The organism is Moorena sp. SIO3I6 (genome assembly GCF_010672095.1).
On the sequence record NZ_JAAHHU010000048.1, the window covers coordinates 1 to 16,089 of the forward strand.

Annotated in this window: 15 protein-coding genes; 8 read left to right on the forward strand and 7 right to left on the reverse strand. The window is 44.0% G+C overall.

Features of this window, described 5'->3' with window-relative positions; translation table 11 throughout:
• A partial coding sequence (locus F6K49_RS15835) for a helix-turn-helix domain-containing protein (protein ID WP_293098168.1) occupies positions 1–890 on the forward strand: 890 nt, incomplete at its 5' end.
• Between the two features lie 273 nt (positions 891–1,163).
• Here F6K49_RS15835 and F6K49_RS15840 read toward each other — a convergent pair.
• Complete coding sequence (locus F6K49_RS15840) at positions 1,164–3,560, reverse strand: peroxidase family protein (protein ID WP_293098170.1); 2,397 nt, start codon at positions 3,558–3,560, stop codon at positions 1,164–1,166.
• A gap of 672 nt (positions 3,561–4,232) precedes the next feature.
• On the opposite strand from F6K49_RS15840, the gene F6K49_RS15845 reads away from it, so the two are divergent.
• Positions 4,233–4,652 (forward strand): RNA polymerase sigma factor, encoded by a 420-nt coding sequence (locus F6K49_RS15845; RefSeq protein WP_293098172.1) that lies wholly within the window; start codon positions 4,233–4,235, stop codon positions 4,650–4,652.
• Between the two features lie 45 nt (positions 4,653–4,697).
• Here F6K49_RS15845 and F6K49_RS15850 read toward each other — a convergent pair whose 3' ends face one another.
• The gene (locus F6K49_RS15850; RefSeq protein ID WP_293098174.1) at positions 4,698–4,919 is read right to left on the reverse strand and encodes a hypothetical protein; all 222 of its coding nucleotides are present in this window, start codon (positions 4,917–4,919) and stop codon (positions 4,698–4,700) included.
• A 34-nt stretch (positions 4,920–4,953) separates the two neighbouring features.
• On the opposite strand from F6K49_RS15850, the gene F6K49_RS15855 reads away from it, so the two are divergent.
• Positions 4,954–5,313, forward strand: a complete 360-nt coding sequence (locus F6K49_RS15855; protein ID WP_293098176.1) for a hypothetical protein — start codon at positions 4,954–4,956, stop codon at positions 5,311–5,313.
• A gap of 404 nt (positions 5,314–5,717) precedes the next feature.
• On the opposite strand, the gene F6K49_RS53390 is transcribed toward F6K49_RS15855, so the two are convergent.
• From F6K49_RS53390 to F6K49_RS53400, 3 genes are read right to left on the reverse strand one after another with little or no spacing between them, the layout of a single operon-like run.
• The gene (locus F6K49_RS53390) at positions 5,718–5,891 is read right to left on the reverse strand and encodes a Uma2 family endonuclease (protein WP_364304820.1); all 174 of its coding nucleotides are present in this window, start codon (positions 5,889–5,891) and stop codon (positions 5,718–5,720) included.
• A 17-nt stretch (positions 5,892–5,908) separates the two neighbouring features.
• On the reverse strand, positions 5,909–6,289 hold the full coding sequence (locus tag F6K49_RS53395; protein WP_366514193.1) for a Uma2 family endonuclease: 381 nt from the start codon (positions 6,287–6,289) through the stop codon (positions 5,909–5,911).
• On the reverse strand, positions 6,286–6,408 hold the full coding sequence (locus F6K49_RS53400; RefSeq protein WP_293028124.1) for a hypothetical protein: 123 nt from the start codon (positions 6,406–6,408) through the stop codon (positions 6,286–6,288). Before F6K49_RS53400 ends, F6K49_RS53395 begins: the two co-directional genes overlap by 4 nt.
• Positions 6,409–6,664: 256 nt before the next feature.
• On the opposite strand from F6K49_RS53400, the gene F6K49_RS15870 reads away from it, so the two are divergent.
• Positions 6,665–6,865 carry a hypothetical protein gene (locus F6K49_RS15870; protein ID WP_293028127.1) on the forward strand — a complete coding sequence of 67 codons (201 nt, stop codon included), beginning with the start codon at positions 6,665–6,667 and terminating at the stop codon, positions 6,863–6,865.
• Positions 6,866–7,085: 220 nt separating this feature from the next.
• Here the strand turns inward: F6K49_RS15870 and F6K49_RS15875 are convergent, their stop codons facing one another.
• Positions 7,086–8,057: a homogentisate phytyltransferase gene (locus tag F6K49_RS15875; protein ID WP_293028130.1), complete on the reverse strand. Its 972-nt coding sequence runs from the start codon at positions 8,055–8,057 to the stop codon at positions 7,086–7,088.
• A 168-nt stretch (positions 8,058–8,225) separates the two neighbouring features.
• Positions 8,226–9,593 carry an NAD(P)/FAD-dependent oxidoreductase gene (locus tag F6K49_RS15880; RefSeq protein ID WP_293098180.1) on the reverse strand — a complete coding sequence of 456 codons (1,368 nt, stop codon included), beginning with the start codon at positions 9,591–9,593 and terminating at the stop codon, positions 8,226–8,228.
• 334 nt (positions 9,594–9,927) lie between these two features.
• Here F6K49_RS15880 and F6K49_RS15885 point away from each other — a divergent pair, with 334 nt between their 5' ends.
• From F6K49_RS15885 to F6K49_RS15900, 4 genes are all read left to right on the forward strand, one after another.
• Positions 9,928–11,469, forward strand: coding sequence for a glycosyltransferase (locus tag F6K49_RS15885; RefSeq protein ID WP_293098182.1), 1,542 nt, complete (start codon positions 9,928–9,930; stop codon positions 11,467–11,469).
• 282 nt (positions 11,470–11,751) lie between these two features.
• Positions 11,752–12,918, forward strand: a complete 1,167-nt coding sequence (locus F6K49_RS15890; protein ID WP_293028138.1) for a class I SAM-dependent methyltransferase — start codon at positions 11,752–11,754, stop codon at positions 12,916–12,918.
• Positions 12,919–13,023: 105 nt separating this feature from the next.
• Positions 13,024–13,716: a 5'/3'-nucleotidase SurE gene (surE, locus tag F6K49_RS15895; RefSeq protein WP_293098184.1), complete on the forward strand. Its 693-nt coding sequence runs from the start codon at positions 13,024–13,026 to the stop codon at positions 13,714–13,716.
• A 424-nt stretch (positions 13,717–14,140) separates the two neighbouring features.
• A complete protein-coding gene (locus F6K49_RS15900; RefSeq protein ID WP_293098186.1) occupies positions 14,141–16,057 on the forward strand; it encodes a bromoperoxidase in 1,917 nt (638 codons plus the stop codon).
• Positions 16,058–16,089: the final 32 nt, after the last annotated feature.

Genomic DNA, 16,089 nt, shown 5'->3' on the forward strand with positions numbered 1-16,089 from the left:
AGCAACTCCAGAAAATAGGGACCTATCTCAGCCAAGTCAGGCAGGAGAAATCTATACCTATTGAGGAAGTCGCTAACAACACCTTTATTCGATTGCATATATTGCAAGCCCTTGAAGCAGGGCAATCCGAGCCGTTGCCCGAGCCAGTTTATATTCAAGGCTTTATTCGTCGCTATGCAGAGTTTCTCGGTCTAGATGGTCCAGGAATAGCCAAAACGTTTCCAGTTAATTCTGGATTGTCCTTGAAAACCGAGAACACCGAGAAAACTGAGAAAACCGAGAACACCGAGAACACCGAGTCTGGTGGGTTAGTCTTGTATACCAATATCTCCTCAGAAGAGAACTCTGAGACTCCAACCTCTCCTCAAAAGATTCCTAGGATTGTAGCCAAAAGCAAGACTGTTAAAACTGTAGCCAAAAGCATACAACCCTATTATCCTTACATCATAATAGTAAGCTTGGTCAGTGTTGCTGGTGGACTAATTTATCTACTCAACACCGTGTTCACCTATATCACTAATCGACAGATCGAAAACTCATCAGTTGCCCAGGACCAGACAATCCCCGATAAACCAGAACAACCAGCACCAGCCCCTAAGCCCGAACCTAAACCACCCCCCAAACCCAAACCTGTCCCATCTAATCCATTAATTAAAGTACGCTTGAGTATTACAGAGCAAACTTGGGTACGAGTGGTAGTTGATGGCAAAATCGAGTTGGAAGAAACCTTACCCAAGGGATATCAGAAAACCTGGATTGCTAAACAAAAACTGACTGTGAGGTCAGGGAATGCGGGAGGTGTTTTGTATACTGTGGATCAACAGCAACCAAAATCCCTCGGGGAACGTGGTGCTGTTGTACAGAGGAGTTTTAGCTTAGCTGCTCAGTAGATCAGTGGTGCATCTTTTTGTTGTAAATCTATAACTAGAGGAAGTGTGGGGAGGGTGGGGAGAGGGGGAGATGGGGAGATAGGGAGATGGGGAGCTTGTAGGGTGGGCAAAAAGCGTTTGGTTCAAATCAGTATTCATGATTAGATTACTTTGCCCACCCTACTTTAATTGGGATTTTTTTTCACGCCAGCTTGTAGGGTGGGCAAAAACCGTTTGGTTTAAATGAGTATTCATGATTAGATTACTTTGCCCACCCTACTGGAAGATGAACTATTATAAAAGAGTAAGATCAATCACTAGATCGTTAAAGTCGCGATCGCGTAGCGGCTCTGTTAGAGCATCGCTATTTTCACTGTCATTACCACTTAAATCTTCAAAGGCGAATGTGAATTTGTTGTCACTGCTATTTCCAAGTTCAAGGATGTGGCTCATGCCATCACTGTTAGCAGCTGTGAAAGCAAAGAATACCTCAGCATCACCATTTTCAAAATCATCCAAATCCCCATCTGTAACTAAGTAGGGAGCTAGGATAGAGCCTCCTGGAAGAGTAACATCAAAATTCACCGTGGTCAAGTTTTCTTCTACCTTGAATTCAGCCACGCTGGCATTAATAGCAGCTTCTGCATAACCGTCTTGGCCAGGAGTAAGAGATTGACCCGTGATTGGATCAATTATCGTTCCCTGTTGATCAGCAATTAGATAAAAGCCAATTAAATTGTCATAATCCGCCTCTCTAGTCACAGTTGCTGTAGCTTGTCCCGAAAAGCCGGTTAAATCTAGCAGTCCATCAGAGGAGGGATTGTTATCAGAGCTGATCACGAAGGCATTGTCTTGAATTGTAGTAATTTCAGTGTTGAGCTTGATAATGTCAGCAAAAGTCACTTCCTTAATGGCTGCAATTTCCTCTTGGGTAAAGAAACCGCCATCCTCAATCGGTCTCTCGAACCAGAAGCGGTCAGCATCCCTTATGCGCTCGTATTGCTCCCATAGCATTGCTTGAATAGTTTCTCCCGCACTCGATGGAGCAACAGCATCTTCTGCAAACAGCCCAATCAATAAGTCGATATCTTCTACAGTCTGGTAGAGGTTTTCGAGAGTATTTGCCAACTCTGAATTAGAAGTAATTTCCGCAAAAGTCGTTACCCGTGGTAGACCGAGACTTGCTCGCACTTGGTTATAGTCAGCCAAGCCATGATCCCTTCCCCGTTGCTGATTAGCAGAGTAAAGGTCAAATCCGATAGCTCCTGGTATTAAAGCGTTGCGCAGGTCAAAGACTACATTAGTATCAACGTCTTCAGTAATCGTTTGACTCGCACCGCGCAAGATATTATCTATATCGCTACTATCATTAATATTGGGTGAACTAAATGTCCTTAATAATTGCAAACTTGTGAGATTACCATCAGCATCAATAGTGTCTATACGGTTATTAGTTTGGGTATGACCAACACGAAGACCAGCAGCAGCAAACTCACTAGTGATTTCTGGAGTTTGATTAGAGTTATAGCTGCTGTAGTCAGTGATCACATTACCCACCATCAGGGGGAGCCACTCGTAGAGAACAATAGCTTGATATTGGGCAATATTAATCTGGCGAGAGCGTTGAAATATCTGCTCATCTGTCCAGTCAGGATGAAACCGATAAAGTTCTTGGGCAAGGCGGTTATGGTTACGCATCCAGAGGGTATGCTGGGATGCCAAACTATCATTCTCGTTAACCCGTGTATCCCCCGCTAGAAAACCCACATCCATAAAAGCGCCTTTACCACTGATCAGTTCTCCATCAGCACCTGTGATGTTAAGGGGTAACAAGTCGTCATTAGTGGTAACTGTTTCATCCGAGAAGACGTTGAGGCGACCTTCTGAAAAAGCACGAATTGCTTGATATTCTTCTTCAGTAGACCCATAAACTACAGAAAGATCAAGCCAAGAGGTAACAATATTAATTGCTTTTCCTGGGCTCCCAGAGACTCCAGTACCGCTGAAAAACGCATCCCGTTCAAAGTCAAACTCCAAGCCACCATCTGCCTGTGTAGAAATTTCTTGAGTGGGAGGAGTGTTTGGTGGAAAATTAGGGTCATCGGCGGGAATGTCAATGGGGAAATTGAGCAATTCTAACCGGTTTTGGTTCTGTTCTTTTGACCCATTCGCTGCTAAATCAGTGTCGTGGTTGACGAACTGACCAAAAGCCCAAATGAAAGCGCTTAAGCCATTACCATTGGGATCAGACTCTCCTTCTTCTAAGTTAGAGGTAGCATTGCTGATCACTCGGGTACTAGGGCGATCGGGTGGGTTAAGCAATACAAAGGGCGCATCAGATACATTGCTTAAGCCCTCTGTATTGGATATGACATTCAATCCCAATCCATTTAATCGGTCTGCTTCGGCTTGGGTAAATATGGGAATGGGTTGGCGCGTAACAGTATTGCCATCTATACCGATCAGAGCATTGCCTTCTGCATCAAATGCTATACCCGCCGGTGACTGGATTCCGTCTTCATACTCAATTGGACTCAAACGCAGCAAAGGCGTATTAGGGATACCCAAAGAGACTTGGTCTAAATTATTCCTACTGCCGTCGATCAGGCGAATGGTAATCCCTTCATCGTTTACAACTAATGTGCTGTCGGCAAATGGGTCTCGTTGAAGAACACTGTTGAGATTTGTCATAACATTTAAATAAACCTAAGGCTTATCTATAAGAGTTCCCAACTGTAAGGAAAAAATACTAATAATCTCGACCTGAAAGTATTGCTGTTTTTAGGTAGTTTTATGGTTGACCTCTAGGGTTGACTGTGCTTAGCTGACAAACGTCACAAATAAAGATTCTGTTACTTTTAGAGCTTATGAAAGCTTATATTATATATTTCAGTAGCGCTATTAAAACTAAATAAGATAGTTTGATGCCTAAAATAGAGGTTTTTATCAGGCTTTATTCGATACCAAGTTAATTTTTATTGAGAGGATTTTAAATACTTTTATATGCTCTAGATATAATATTTCATTATCTGATATGTTTTTTTGACTTTTTTACATTTTATCCTGTTACCTTTTGCATTTTACATTTTATACTGTTGCCTTTTTACTTCTGCCTTTTGCCTTCTGCCTTCTGCCTTTTGCCTTTTGCCTTGCATCCAATACATTTTGCTTATTACCAGCGGATGTGGTATAATTAATTATTACCTTAAATAAAGTTAAAAAAAGATAAAGAAAAGGCTTCAATAAAATTTACAAAAATCCTAACTCAAGGGCTGACTGGACTTGACGGCTTAAGTTAACGAACGTCACTTGTATAACTTGGGCGAATAGGTCAAACTGGTTTTCGGTGGATCAACAGGACTTATGCAGGCAACAAACCAAGGTTTTCATGGCCAATGGCGCGAAAATGCCGAAAACGAATCTACCGCTGCTTCGGTGGAGCCCCTCCTGGAAAAACTGTCTACTGGAGACCGCACGGCCTTTTGGCCGCTATGGGAACAGTATCAAGACTATCTTTACCATCGCTGCTGCACCTGGATGGGGGGTAATCGGTCTCAAGCCCAAGATGCTCTTTCTGAGATTATGCTCAAGGCTTGGGAAAAATTGCCCAAATTTGCCGCAAAGATTACCAATCTCAAGGGATGGCTGACTAAATTTGCCCATAACTGCTGTATAGACTGCCATCGAGAAAATTACTCTGGGGCAATAGGAGTAGAAAACCTGGAAGCGATGAAGCGAAGCTTCCGCCAAAGGCGATCGCAGTGGCAGAAGGGAATGGCTTAGTTACTGAATTCGATACCCCAGAAAAGCTTGTAGAAAAGAGGGTAATTATTCGGAGATCAAATTACAGACAACGGCAGAGGAAATAACGTCACTGGTAGAGCAAGAATCTGTTGCAGCAAAGGTAATCTCTATTAAAAAAGCTCCTAATCCCCCATCAATTACGCTCACCGATAGCAATACTTGCCCGATGGATTGGGTAAAAACGCGATCGCTCAAACCAATGGTATAATAGGATTTCCAGACAAACCCACCAACTTTAACTTGCATAAAATAGCAACAATAAACAGCAATCAAAAAAAACATGAATACAATCAAAACTAGCCTCAGCAAAGTGTTAACTTTAGCCGTAGTAGCACTAACAGTAATCATCACCTTCGCGCTTAATCCCGGGGAAGCACTTGCCGGGTATTGCTGTGGAGGAGATGTCACTTACCTGAGGTATCCAGATGAGATGCAATGCGATGTCGAAGTTACTTCTGATTATGACTATCAGCTTGCTAAACTACATAACGAATCTTCCAAGCAAGTAAAAGTACGAGACTCAGCTACAGGCCACCCAACCGTCATATTACCAAATGAGTATATAGTCCTGCCCCTGCCTGAGTCTGGTGTCTTCTCTCTAAAGGAAGGAGACGGACCAGTGGACTTTGAGTGCGAATGATAAAAGCAGCAAGCCGGTACACGAGGTAATCAATTATTTCAGCTAATTTTTACCTGAAATAACCAAACCCTTAGAAATTGATTATCTAAGGTATCGCCGCTCAATATGTTACAACGCTTAACCACTCCACGCTATCTGTTAGCCAAGGAGTACAAGGTAATAACCTAAAATATCAAAGCCCCGGTAGATTCTAGTAATTTAGGTCTGGTCGGGGTGTTTTTCTGTCAGTATTCAGCCATCAGTGGTCAGCCGTGAGCTTTTCGCTCACGCTGCGCGAACAGCTTTTGTTATTCAAAACCCGTGCGTGGCACAGGCTTCTAGCCTGTGATAGCGCATTAGCTGATAGTTGTTCGCGTAGCGTGCGCGTAGCGCTAATCGCTGTTCGCTGATAGCTTACCAATTTATTACCAAAAACCATCAAGTGTTAGAATAAAATTAGGCAAAATTGGTTCTCCCAATAATTTATTAGGCTGCTCTAATACTACTTTAGTTTTCCCACACTGATAAATCTCCACTTGCTTGGCTAATCGGTTGAATAACCAACCCAATTTTACCCCATTATCTAAGTATTCCTGCATTTTTAGTTGGGCTTGTTTCAGGCGGTGGGAGACATTAATTCGATCACAAAATCTGGTGCTAGGGGTGGAAATTTTTCCCGTTGTGCCAGTGTCAGAGCCTCCCATCTTTCCCGCTTAACCCAAGCTACATCTGGTGAACGATCAGCTCCGTTAGGTAGATGAAATCCTGTGGATGAATCAAACACTATTCCCAGTTGAGATTGTTCATTCCAGATTCCCAAACGAATCAGGAGATTAGCATTTCTTGCTCCTGTTTCTCCACCGGTTGGAGCGATAATTCCCAAATCTCCTTGTACGGTTCGCTCTACTTTCCAGTCGGGATTAGCACAACACAGGTCGTAAAACTGTTGGGATGTTAGTCTGGCATTTTCTGGCATCCTCAAGATTGATTGTGTCATGAGCAAAGGGAATAGGGAATAGGGAATAGGGAATAGGGAATAGGGAGCAGGGAGCAGGGAGCAGGGAGCAGGGAGCAGGGAGCAGGGAAGACAATCTTGTGTACCTGATAGTTATGCAAACCGCTGTAACTATAGTAGTTATTATAGCAAATCTAAATTTATAGGATAGTTTAATACTTACGTTTTAGGAGCGAATTATTTTAATAAATACTAGTTAATAATTAATTAGCGTGTATATAGCATCTATTTCAGAATATCGCTGTTTTTTATTAATCCTAAAACTCCCCAAAAAAACTTTTAAAAAACCCTTGACAAGTATGATTATAATCATTACAATAATCATTAAATCAACACAATGAGTTCAATTGTTAAATTATGCGACAAGGATTTACTCAAAACTTCAAAAAACAACCTGCTCAGCACACTCTGAAAGGGTCTCGGGAAGCAGTAATTTATAGTATGCAGAGGATGTATGCCCTAGGGTATGCGGAGATTTGCGAATGGACTCCTCTGGAGCCGACTGACGTTCCAGGCGAAGTGATGACTACACTAAACAAGTATTGGCTGTTGCCATAACACCTTAAATTTCTGGGGGGTTTCCCCCCAGTCAAAGGTTCCGGTCTGCTAACATAGGATCACATCAGGTTAGGTTTGGTAACTGAGTGACATAGCGATGCAGCGCACCTAACAACAATTTCAACGGACTTATTGTGGAGTTTAAATAGCCGTGGAAATACTATCCACGGCTATTTTTTTTAGTTTTGGTAGTGCTGTTGATTCGATTAATTGAGAAACCCTATAGTCTAAAAAGACAAGCTGCTGGGAAAATCAAATATTCCAGGAAAAACAGTTTCCAGATAAACTGATAAAAACTAGCGATCGCATTTTTATCCTCCAAGTCTACCTGGTAAGAGCGCCACCACATTACTGCCAATGCTACCAGATGGGTTCCTACCAAGAAGAGGATATTTACTGAACCGAGGAGCAGCACACTAGCTAGCACCATGGCGAGATAGCAAGCAGTAATCACTCCCCGTGCTATATTAAATACCGCTAATTTACCGAGGCGGATGGTAAAGGTAGTGATATTGAAAAGCTTATCCCCATTGATATCTGGGACATCTTTGAATATTGCGATCGCAACGGAAAACACTAAGATAAACCAGGTCAATGCCCACACTGCTGCGGTAGGCATCATCACTTGTCCCTGTTGCAATGCCCAACTAAAGTGTAAAAACAGACCTACATTAACGATTGCTCCCCGTACTGAAAAAATACATAGTGCTGCCCAAAAGGGAAACCGCTTCAGCCGGACCGGTGGCAAGGAATAGCATGTACCAATTGCCAAACTAATACTGACCATCAACAACAACCACGGCCCGAATAACCAAGCCAACAGTAGCGCTAGGATACCAGTTACCGCCACAATCCCCTGACCTAGTTGCAGAGAAAACTCCCCTGCAGCGATGGGAAGATGGGGTTTATTAATCCGGTCAATCTCCACATCGTGGACTTGATTTAGTCCTACGATATAGACATTACCGCACAAACAAGCAATCCAAGCTCCCAGCAGTTGACCGAACCCTTGCCAAGTCCAACCACTGTTAGTCATGGACACGGCAATGACATAGAGGGCAAAAACACTAAAACTCGTCCCAATAATCGTATGGGGACGAGAAAATTTCCAGAAACTGTACAGCCAAGCGGCTGGTTGCTCCAATAGATTAATCGAGGAAGGAGTAGATGCTTTAGAGGAAATCTGACTCATAGATCAGGTTAATAGTATTAGGGATTAGGGGTTAGAGTAATGGTTAATGGTTTCAGTACTTATATCATCTCAGGATAATTACCCTTACTAAAAATCTCCCCATCTCCCCATCTCCCCACCCTCCCCACACTTCCCACCCTCCCCACACTATCCCTAATCCCTAAAGCCCTACACCTGTACCGGCGTCCGATAATCTCTTCTCTCCTCGAAATTGCCTGCTGGTTCTTCCTCAAGGTTAGTAATTAAACGAACCCCGCGCTTAAAGGTAAGGTAATGCCATGCCCACTGAATCATGACCAGCAACTTATTATCAAACTCAATCAGGAAGAAGATGTGGATAAAAATCCAGGCTAGCCAAGCGGGGAAACCAGAGAACTTAACAAACCCCAAATCCACTACTGCGGCATTCCGTCCAATCACCGCTAAATTGCCATAATCCTGATAATGGAAATCCGCTACTGTCTCCTCCTTGAGGCGCTTCTGAATCAGAGTAGAGACATACTTGCCTTGTTGCATCGCCACTGGCGCAACTCCTGGTAGGGGTTTACCAGTTTGATGAGAGAAATTCGCCAAATCACCAATCACAAAAATATCGGGATGTCCTGCCAAGCTCATATCCGGTTGTACTATCACCCGTCCAGCCCGGTCTAACTCCACACCAGTAGCGTTTGCTAGCGCCTTGCCCATAGCAGACGCTTTCATCCCTGCTGCCCACAGAACAGTTTTGGCGTTAATTTCCTCTACCTGCTCCCCTCGACGCATGGTAACTATATCGTCATCAATATTAGTAACTAGAGTCTTTGTCTGTACTGTTACTCCTAACCGTTCCAGAGAATTTTGGGCTTTTACTGATAACTCCGGTGGGTAAGGAGGCAAAATCCGATCCATCCCTTCCAAGAGCAAAATCCTCGCCTCGGAAGTATCAATGTCGCGGAAGTCATCTTTTAAGGTGTCGTAAGCCAATTCTGCCATGGCCCCTGCTAATTCCACTCCAGTTGGTCCGCCTCCTACCAACACAAAGGTCAACCAAGCGCGACGTTTCTCGGGGTCAGTTTCTTTTTCTGCGGCTTCAAAGGCAGAATAAATGCGACGTCTAATGTCTAGGGCATCTTCAATGGTTTTCAAACCAGGAGCGTCTTTTGCCCATTGATCATTACCGAAGTAGTGGTGGCTAACGCCAGTGGCCACGATCAGGGAGTCGTAAGATAGTTCTTTGTCTGCTAGTTGAACGGTTTTCTGGTTCGGGTCAAGACCAATTACTTTCCCCATCAGCACTTGAGTATTTTTCTGGTGACTCAGGATTGCCCGCAGGGGTGAGGAAATATCACCAGCGGATAAGCCCCCTGTAGCAACTTGGTAGAGTAGGGGCTGGAACAAATGAAAGTTCCGTTTATCGATTAGAGTTACTTTCACTGGTGCCTTTCTCAGAGCCTGAGCAGCATAGAGTCCACCAAATCCGCCACCAACAATGACCACATGGTGAGGAGTAGTGGTCTTTGCTTCACTAACTATAGAACTAACCGTAGAACTAACCATAGAACGTCTTACCTCTCCTGAATTTATTTACGATTGATTTTGTTTACGATTGATTACGAATAACGTCCCTGCCTTAACCGTAGACCTTTTGCAAAAGTCATTTATTAGGAGGTAACTATCGTAGTTATCACGCTGTTGTTGTCTATTTACGCAAGAGGTCTCGTCTTTCCCGAGGCTTCTTAATATAATTTAACATTAAAAACTATTAACTGTGTCGTAAAAACCACCCAATTTCATAATATAATGATAAGTTTAATTTTTAACTAACATAAGATCCCCAAAACAAGCTAAACCTGGATTGTAAATCCTAGGAATTGTAAGGGTTTGGTAACAGTTGGTTGTTATTCGAGTCAGTGTGATGCACATTGGATTTCTCAACCCTCACGGTAATTTTGACCATAAAAATAGCTACATTAGCGAACATCCCGATTTCGGTGGTCAGTTGGTCTATGTCAGGCAAGTCGCAGATGCGATCGCAAAACAAGGTCACCAAATAGATATTCTCACCCGCCACATCATTGATCCGGATTGGCCAGAATTTGCCGAGACATTTGATTGCTATGGGAGTGTAGACAACCTCCGGATTATCCGATTGCCAGCCGGACCAAAACAGTTCCTGCGCAAAGAATTGTTGTGGCCCTATCTCGTCCAAGACTGGGTACCAAACATCCTGGAATTTTATCGAGAGGAAGGTAAATTCCCTGATATCATGACTACCCACTACAGTGATGGGGGAGTGTGTGGAGTGCTGATTGAGCAACAGACAGGGATACCCTTTACATTCACAGGTCATTCCCTGGGGGCTCAAAAAATGGATAAACTCCACGTCACTCCTGAGAATCTGGCTGAAATTGATCAGTATTACAATTTCCGATACCGGATCCTAGCGGAACGGTTGAGCATGAATCACTCAGCCCTCAATATTACTAATACGGCACAAGAGCGGTTCCAACAGTACAGTCATCATGCTTATCGTGGAGCAGTAGATGTAGAAGCTGATCATCGATTTGCCGTGATTGCACCGGGAGTCAATGCCTCTGTGTTTGGTTCCGATGCGATCGCTCATAATGAAGAAGCGACTTATCAACTGATTGAAGAGCGATTGCAGCGGGACATCAGTGAGTCAAGGCGGAGTCTACCGGCTATCTTGGCATCCAGCCGTTTAGATCCCAAGAAAAACCTCCTAGGTTTAGTGCAAGGATTTGCTGACGATGTGATCGTCCAACAGAAAGCCAATGTGGTGCTGATTACTGGTGGCTTGGATAACCCTTTGCAAGAAAAAGTCCACGATCAACAGACCGAAAAACTAGTAATCGGTCCCATCCGGGAAATAGTACGAGAAAAAAATTTGTGGGGTAAAATTAGCGCTTTTTCAGTACCCGATCAACCAGCACTAGCCGCTTCCTATCGCTATTTTGCTCAGCGTGGTTCCGTGTTTACTCTTACCTCTTTGTTTGAACCCTTTGGTCTTGCTCCTTTAGAAGCAGCAGCAGCTGGATTACCGATAGTGGTAACAAAAAATAGTGGTGTTGGTGAAAGTCTAAAAGTAGGAGATGAAGACTATGGTATGTTAGTCGATCCCAGTGATCCAGCAGATATTGCTAGAGGCATCAGGGAAATACTTTGTGATCAACACTTGTGGCAAAGGTTACAGAAACGTTGTCAGCAGTATGTTTTGGAATATTACACCTGGGATAGCACCGCTTTAAACTACTTGAGCCGAATCAAACAAATTGTTTCTAAACCATCAGCAAATCCTGCTGCTGAGTTACTTCCGCTCCATTCCTATTTCCATGATCCACAGCCAGAAAATGATATTTCTTTGGAAGAATTGAGCTACTGGTATTTTGTTGAAGATTATAGCAATCCTATCTGATTCGTCAAATCTAGTAGCCGAATAGTGGCGAAATATATCGCTATAACCCTTGCCCAGCAATGATTTACGATTTTAAATATTTTACAAATAATTGAGGATTGCTATAGCTGTCGCGCTTTCTTTTGATACATTTTTTTGTTGTTACGATTTTTTATGATACAATGCTTTAGGAACGAATTTTAAATTCATTACAAGCCTGCTCCAGAGAGACTTAGCAGTTGATTGAAGTGACAGAGTTGAGTCGATAGACGTTTGAAGTTCTAGTAGAAACCTACATTGGTTATGAAAGTAACTCCAGAGCAGATTAAGACTGTATACGACCAAAGCAATGCTGTTCAACATTACTTATCTAAAAGTCGCCGTGACGGTGTAAAAGTTGATTGGGAGGAGCCGTTCTCTCGTTCAGTGTTTAAGCAAGCAATCGCCCCAGTGAGCAAAAATAAGGGGGAGAAACTACGGGTTGTTGATATTGGTGCAGGCACAGGTGATGGATATGTTTTGCTGTCAACGCTATTGTTAAAAGACCCAGAACTAAGTGGTAGCTATGAGCTAGAGTACTTGGGAGTTGATATTAGTACCCAAATGGTGGAAACTGCCATAAATTTATATGGTAACCACAGTAACGTTGGGTTTGAATGTGCGGATATTCGGACTAGCAAGCTGGCTCGACCCTTCGATTTATATCTTTCTTGCGGCGTTCCCTACTCTCATCTGACTCACAAGGAGCTTGACCAAGCCTTAAAGATGATTGTGACCAATGTTTGCGAGAATCGCTCCCGGTGTGCTGTGATTGTGGATGTTTTGGGGCGCTACAGTATCGAGTGGACAGCCCAATGGCAGAACAGCCGTTGGAATTACTCGATGAGCTTTTTCCAGACCGAAGGGGATACAGAACCAACATGGATGAGTTTTTACTCCCATCAACACTTGCAAGAAATTATGCAGCAGGCAGCGAATGCCGTAGGCTGTCCTGTTGAGAAGTTTCAGTTTTTCGATCGCTCGATTATGGTTGGTCGCCATACCTCAACAAGGCAGTTTAACCCAGGGTTGCCCAACTATCGCGACCTAGTCAATAGTTTGCTCTCACCCTCACAACAGACAGACTTGAGCCAACTGATCTTCCAAGTCGAGTTAGGAGCGGCACCAGAGCACATCTTAGATTTCTTCAGGAAATTCTCTAGTTGGTGGAACCGTTTGGTGAGTGACGCCACAGAGCTATTGGGTGAGCCTTTGGCGGTCGCGACCGTTGAGTTGCCCCCTGAAGTTCAAGGATTTAAGGCAGCCGCCCAGCAAGAATTACAACAGATTTCTGACAAACACCTGTACCGACAGAAGGTCGAGTCTATGCTAGCTCAAGTGTTGCGGAAATTGGAGGCAACTCAGCAACCAGGCTATGGTGTGGGTCATGACCTATTTGGGGTGATGTGGTTAGACGCAACCAGACTCTAGCTTTTGTAGCTTCTTGATACTTTAAGTGGTTAGTAGGTCAGTAGAGATGGTATTTGCTCTCACTGATCTGCTATCCTCATTTTGTTTATCGGTGGAGCTGGGATTATGGCTTTTTTAGTAACCAATGATGATGGGATTGATGCTCCCGGCATTCACGCATTGCACAAAGCATTATTCCAAGTAACAAGCGATCGCATAGCGGTGGTTGCGCCTAAACACCACCAGTCCGGCTGTGGCCATCAGGTCAATATTCGCACAGTGATTCCAGTGGAATGGCGATCGCAGACTGAGGTGAGTGTAGACAGTACGCCCGCTGATTGTGTGCGTTTGGGGGTCAACTATCTCTACGACGATATCGAGTTTGTTGTCTCTGGGATTAATGGGGGCTGCAATCTGGGCTCAGACATTTATCCCTCAGGAACCATAGCGGCGGCTAGAGAGGCGACAATACACGGCCTTCGGGCGATTGCCTTTTCTCATTTTAAGAGAACTGACTGGGAACTTGACTGGGAAAGAGCAACACCATGGACGGTGCAGGTATTGCACAAGTTATTAGACCAACCGTCTGACCCTGGCACCTTCTGGAGCGTCAACTTTCCCCACCTAGAACCAGACGCACCCGAGCCAGAGATAGTCTTTTGTTCCCTCTGTACCCGTCCTCTACTGACAGAATTTGTAAAGCAAGAGGACGGATATCTTTATGTGGGAGATGACATCAACCGCAAATCTGATTCAGGAACAGACGTTGATGTGTGTTTGTCAGGAAATATTGCGATCGCCCAGGTTAGTTTATCGTAAATTCTGTCAAATAAGCCCGTTATAACATTTATCCTAAGGTCAGGGAAAACCCATTCAACATACTCTTCAAAGCCTTTTACTGCCTATATTCTGCGTAAGCATATGCCCTACTTCACAGGCTAGAAGCCTGTGCCACGCACGCTACTTGAGGTGCAGTCACCCCTCAGCCGTTGGCCTTGGGCTTTTCTCTAGACTTTCAATTCTATAAAATCTCGAAGTATAAAATTCTCTCGCAAGAGGTTTATTTTCAGCCCTTAGCTGTCAGCTATCATGCTGTCAGCTAAGGGCTAAATACTTACAAACCAACCCATTTTTTTTGGTGAAAAAAGTACCCTTGTGGGTACTGCCAGAGTCATAAATTACTTTGTACATTTGAATAGACATCTTCAAAACATATCAAAATTCTTTTTCCTAAGGAGTTCCCATGGCAAATCGTTCAGAGAAGTCTTTTGACGTTCGCCTCGACGCTGCAAAATTAGCCAGAAGTCGAGACTATCCTACCCATAAAGCCAATGGGGATGAACAGCGACACGCTGATGATCAGTATTTTATGTCCTTTACCAAAGGGCTACCTCACAACCCTGATACAGGGCTACTACAAGACCCACTGGATTTTGTCAAGTTTCGCCGTGCAGTGGATGATGGCTTTATTGATCCCTTCTCTGATCGGGTACGTCATGGTGCCAAATTTGAGGTAGTATTTACAGGTCAAGACTACACTATTAAGCCTGAGACTGACCCTGATCTGCTTGAGCAATTTAGACAATGGGAAGCACCAACTGCAGGGGTTGTCTTTGAGCTAAACGGACCAGATCCACAAGCAGTTACCATGCCTCCGGCACCACCGTTAATCGATGCTAACGGTAAGGCTAACCCAGAGCTAATTTTTGAGATAGCAGAAGTCTACGAATTAGCCATACTGCGGGATCAGCCCCTCAATGACTTTGAGAAAAGAGGAGCGAATAGCAAAATCGAGAGTTCAATCAATCGTCTCAATGCCCTCGACTATATTCGCAACCAAACTGGACGACCTCGGAAGGTGAATTCCAAAGGCAGGCTTGATGAGCAAACCGTATTCCGAGGCTCTTCTCCAGGAGTGGAAGTCGGTCCCTATCTCTCTCAGTTTCTACTGATAGGTAATGTTGATCTCAATGGTGGTGGCAACGTTGCAGAAGGGAAAATTACCTATGGTGCTTTGCAAATTGATCAAAAGGTTCCCATTGCAACACCTAACCTAGATTACATGACCAACATGGAAGACTATGTCTTGGTTCAGCGTGGGATTAAGCAAGACAGAGAAAGCTATGTTTTAGAGAATGATCAAAACCCTAAGCTACCAGATCGTCCAGCTCGTCGGTTTATCTCCACTCCCCGAGATTTAGCTACTTATGTTCATTACGATGCTCTCTATGAAGCGTATCTCAACGCTTGCATCATTCTCCTGGGGATGCAAACACCCTTCGATCCTGGTTTTGATCATCTTTCTGGGGGTGGTGTGGCAGCAGGTAATCCAGCAACCCGTCGCAATGCCGCTGGTTTTGCCCTCTACGGCGGTCCACACATCTTAACTTTGGTTACTGAAGTAGCCACACGAGCACTCAAAGCTGTTCGCTTCCAGAAGTTCAATAACCATATTCGCCTGCGACCAGAGGCATTGGCAGCCCGGATTGAACTATTACGGCGATTTCAAGAGCTACCTAATGAAGCTAAAGCTAGTGTACCCAGAGCATTAATCAAGTACATTAGAAGGTTTGAACGTGAACTAGAAAGTAACGGTACTCTCAAGTCGATTTTGGAACTAGCCAATCAAAATCGCTCTAGATCACAGACTTATCTACTACCAATGGCATTTCCTGAAGGGTCTCCCATGCACCCTGCCTATGGTGCAGGACATGCCGCTGTTGCTGGGGCATGTGTGACCATGCTTAAGGCATTCTTTGATACCAGTGCAGTTTTAGTAGAAACACCAGTCAAAAACTCAAAACCGGGACAACCAAGGACACAGATCAGATTTAAACGCTATAGCCCCAAAGATCAGGGAATTGTGTTCCGTGCCCCTGATCTGTCTGCCTATAAGAAAGGTGAGGCGACACTTGTTTCAGAGCGTACGAGGGATTTTTTGACTCTGGAGGGTGAGTTGAACAAGCTGGCTGCCAATATTTCCATTGGTCGCAATATGGCTGGCGTTCACTATTTTACTGACTACTATGATAGTTTGCGCATGGGTGAAGAAATTGCCATCGGTATGTTAGAAGAACAAGCATTGACCTATTCCACTGATCCCTTTGTGCTGTCTCTGCCAACCTTCGATGGAGACGTGATTCGGATCGGTGCCCGTTAAGCTATCCCTTCCTTAATGAATGATGGGGATTT

Coding starts and splice junctions, on each gene's coding strand:
- F6K49_RS15850 (WP_293098174.1), bottom strand. CDS start 4,919: ATGCAAGTTAAAGTTGGTGGGTTTGTCTGGAAATCCTATTATACCATT.
- F6K49_RS15900 (WP_293098186.1), top strand. CDS start 14,141: ATGGCAAATCGTTCAGAGAAGTCTTTTGACGTTCGCCTCGACGCTGCA.
- F6K49_RS15845 (WP_293098172.1), top strand. CDS start 4,233: ATGCAGGCAACAAACCAAGGTTTTCATGGCCAATGGCGCGAAAATGCC.
- F6K49_RS53390 (WP_364304820.1), bottom strand. CDS start 5,891: ATGCAGGAATACTTAGATAATGGGGTAAAATTGGGTTGGTTATTCAAC.
- F6K49_RS15890 (WP_293028138.1), top strand. CDS start 11,752: ATGAAAGTAACTCCAGAGCAGATTAAGACTGTATACGACCAAAGCAAT.
- F6K49_RS15870 (WP_293028127.1), top strand. CDS start 6,665: ATGCGACAAGGATTTACTCAAAACTTCAAAAAACAACCTGCTCAGCAC.
- surE (WP_293098184.1), top strand. CDS start 13,024: ATGGCTTTTTTAGTAACCAATGATGATGGGATTGATGCTCCCGGCATT.
- F6K49_RS15855 (WP_293098176.1), top strand. CDS start 4,954: ATGAATACAATCAAAACTAGCCTCAGCAAAGTGTTAACTTTAGCCGTA.
- F6K49_RS53395 (WP_366514193.1), bottom strand. CDS start 6,289: ATGACACAATCAATCTTGAGGATGCCAGAAAATGCCAGACTAACATCC.
- F6K49_RS15880 (WP_293098180.1), bottom strand. CDS start 9,593: ATGGTTAGTTCTACGGTTAGTTCTATAGTTAGTGAAGCAAAGACCACT.
- F6K49_RS15875 (WP_293028130.1), bottom strand. CDS start 8,057: ATGAGTCAGATTTCCTCTAAAGCATCTACTCCTTCCTCGATTAATCTA.
- F6K49_RS15840 (WP_293098170.1), bottom strand. CDS start 3,560: ATGACAAATCTCAACAGTGTTCTTCAACGAGACCCATTTGCCGACAGC.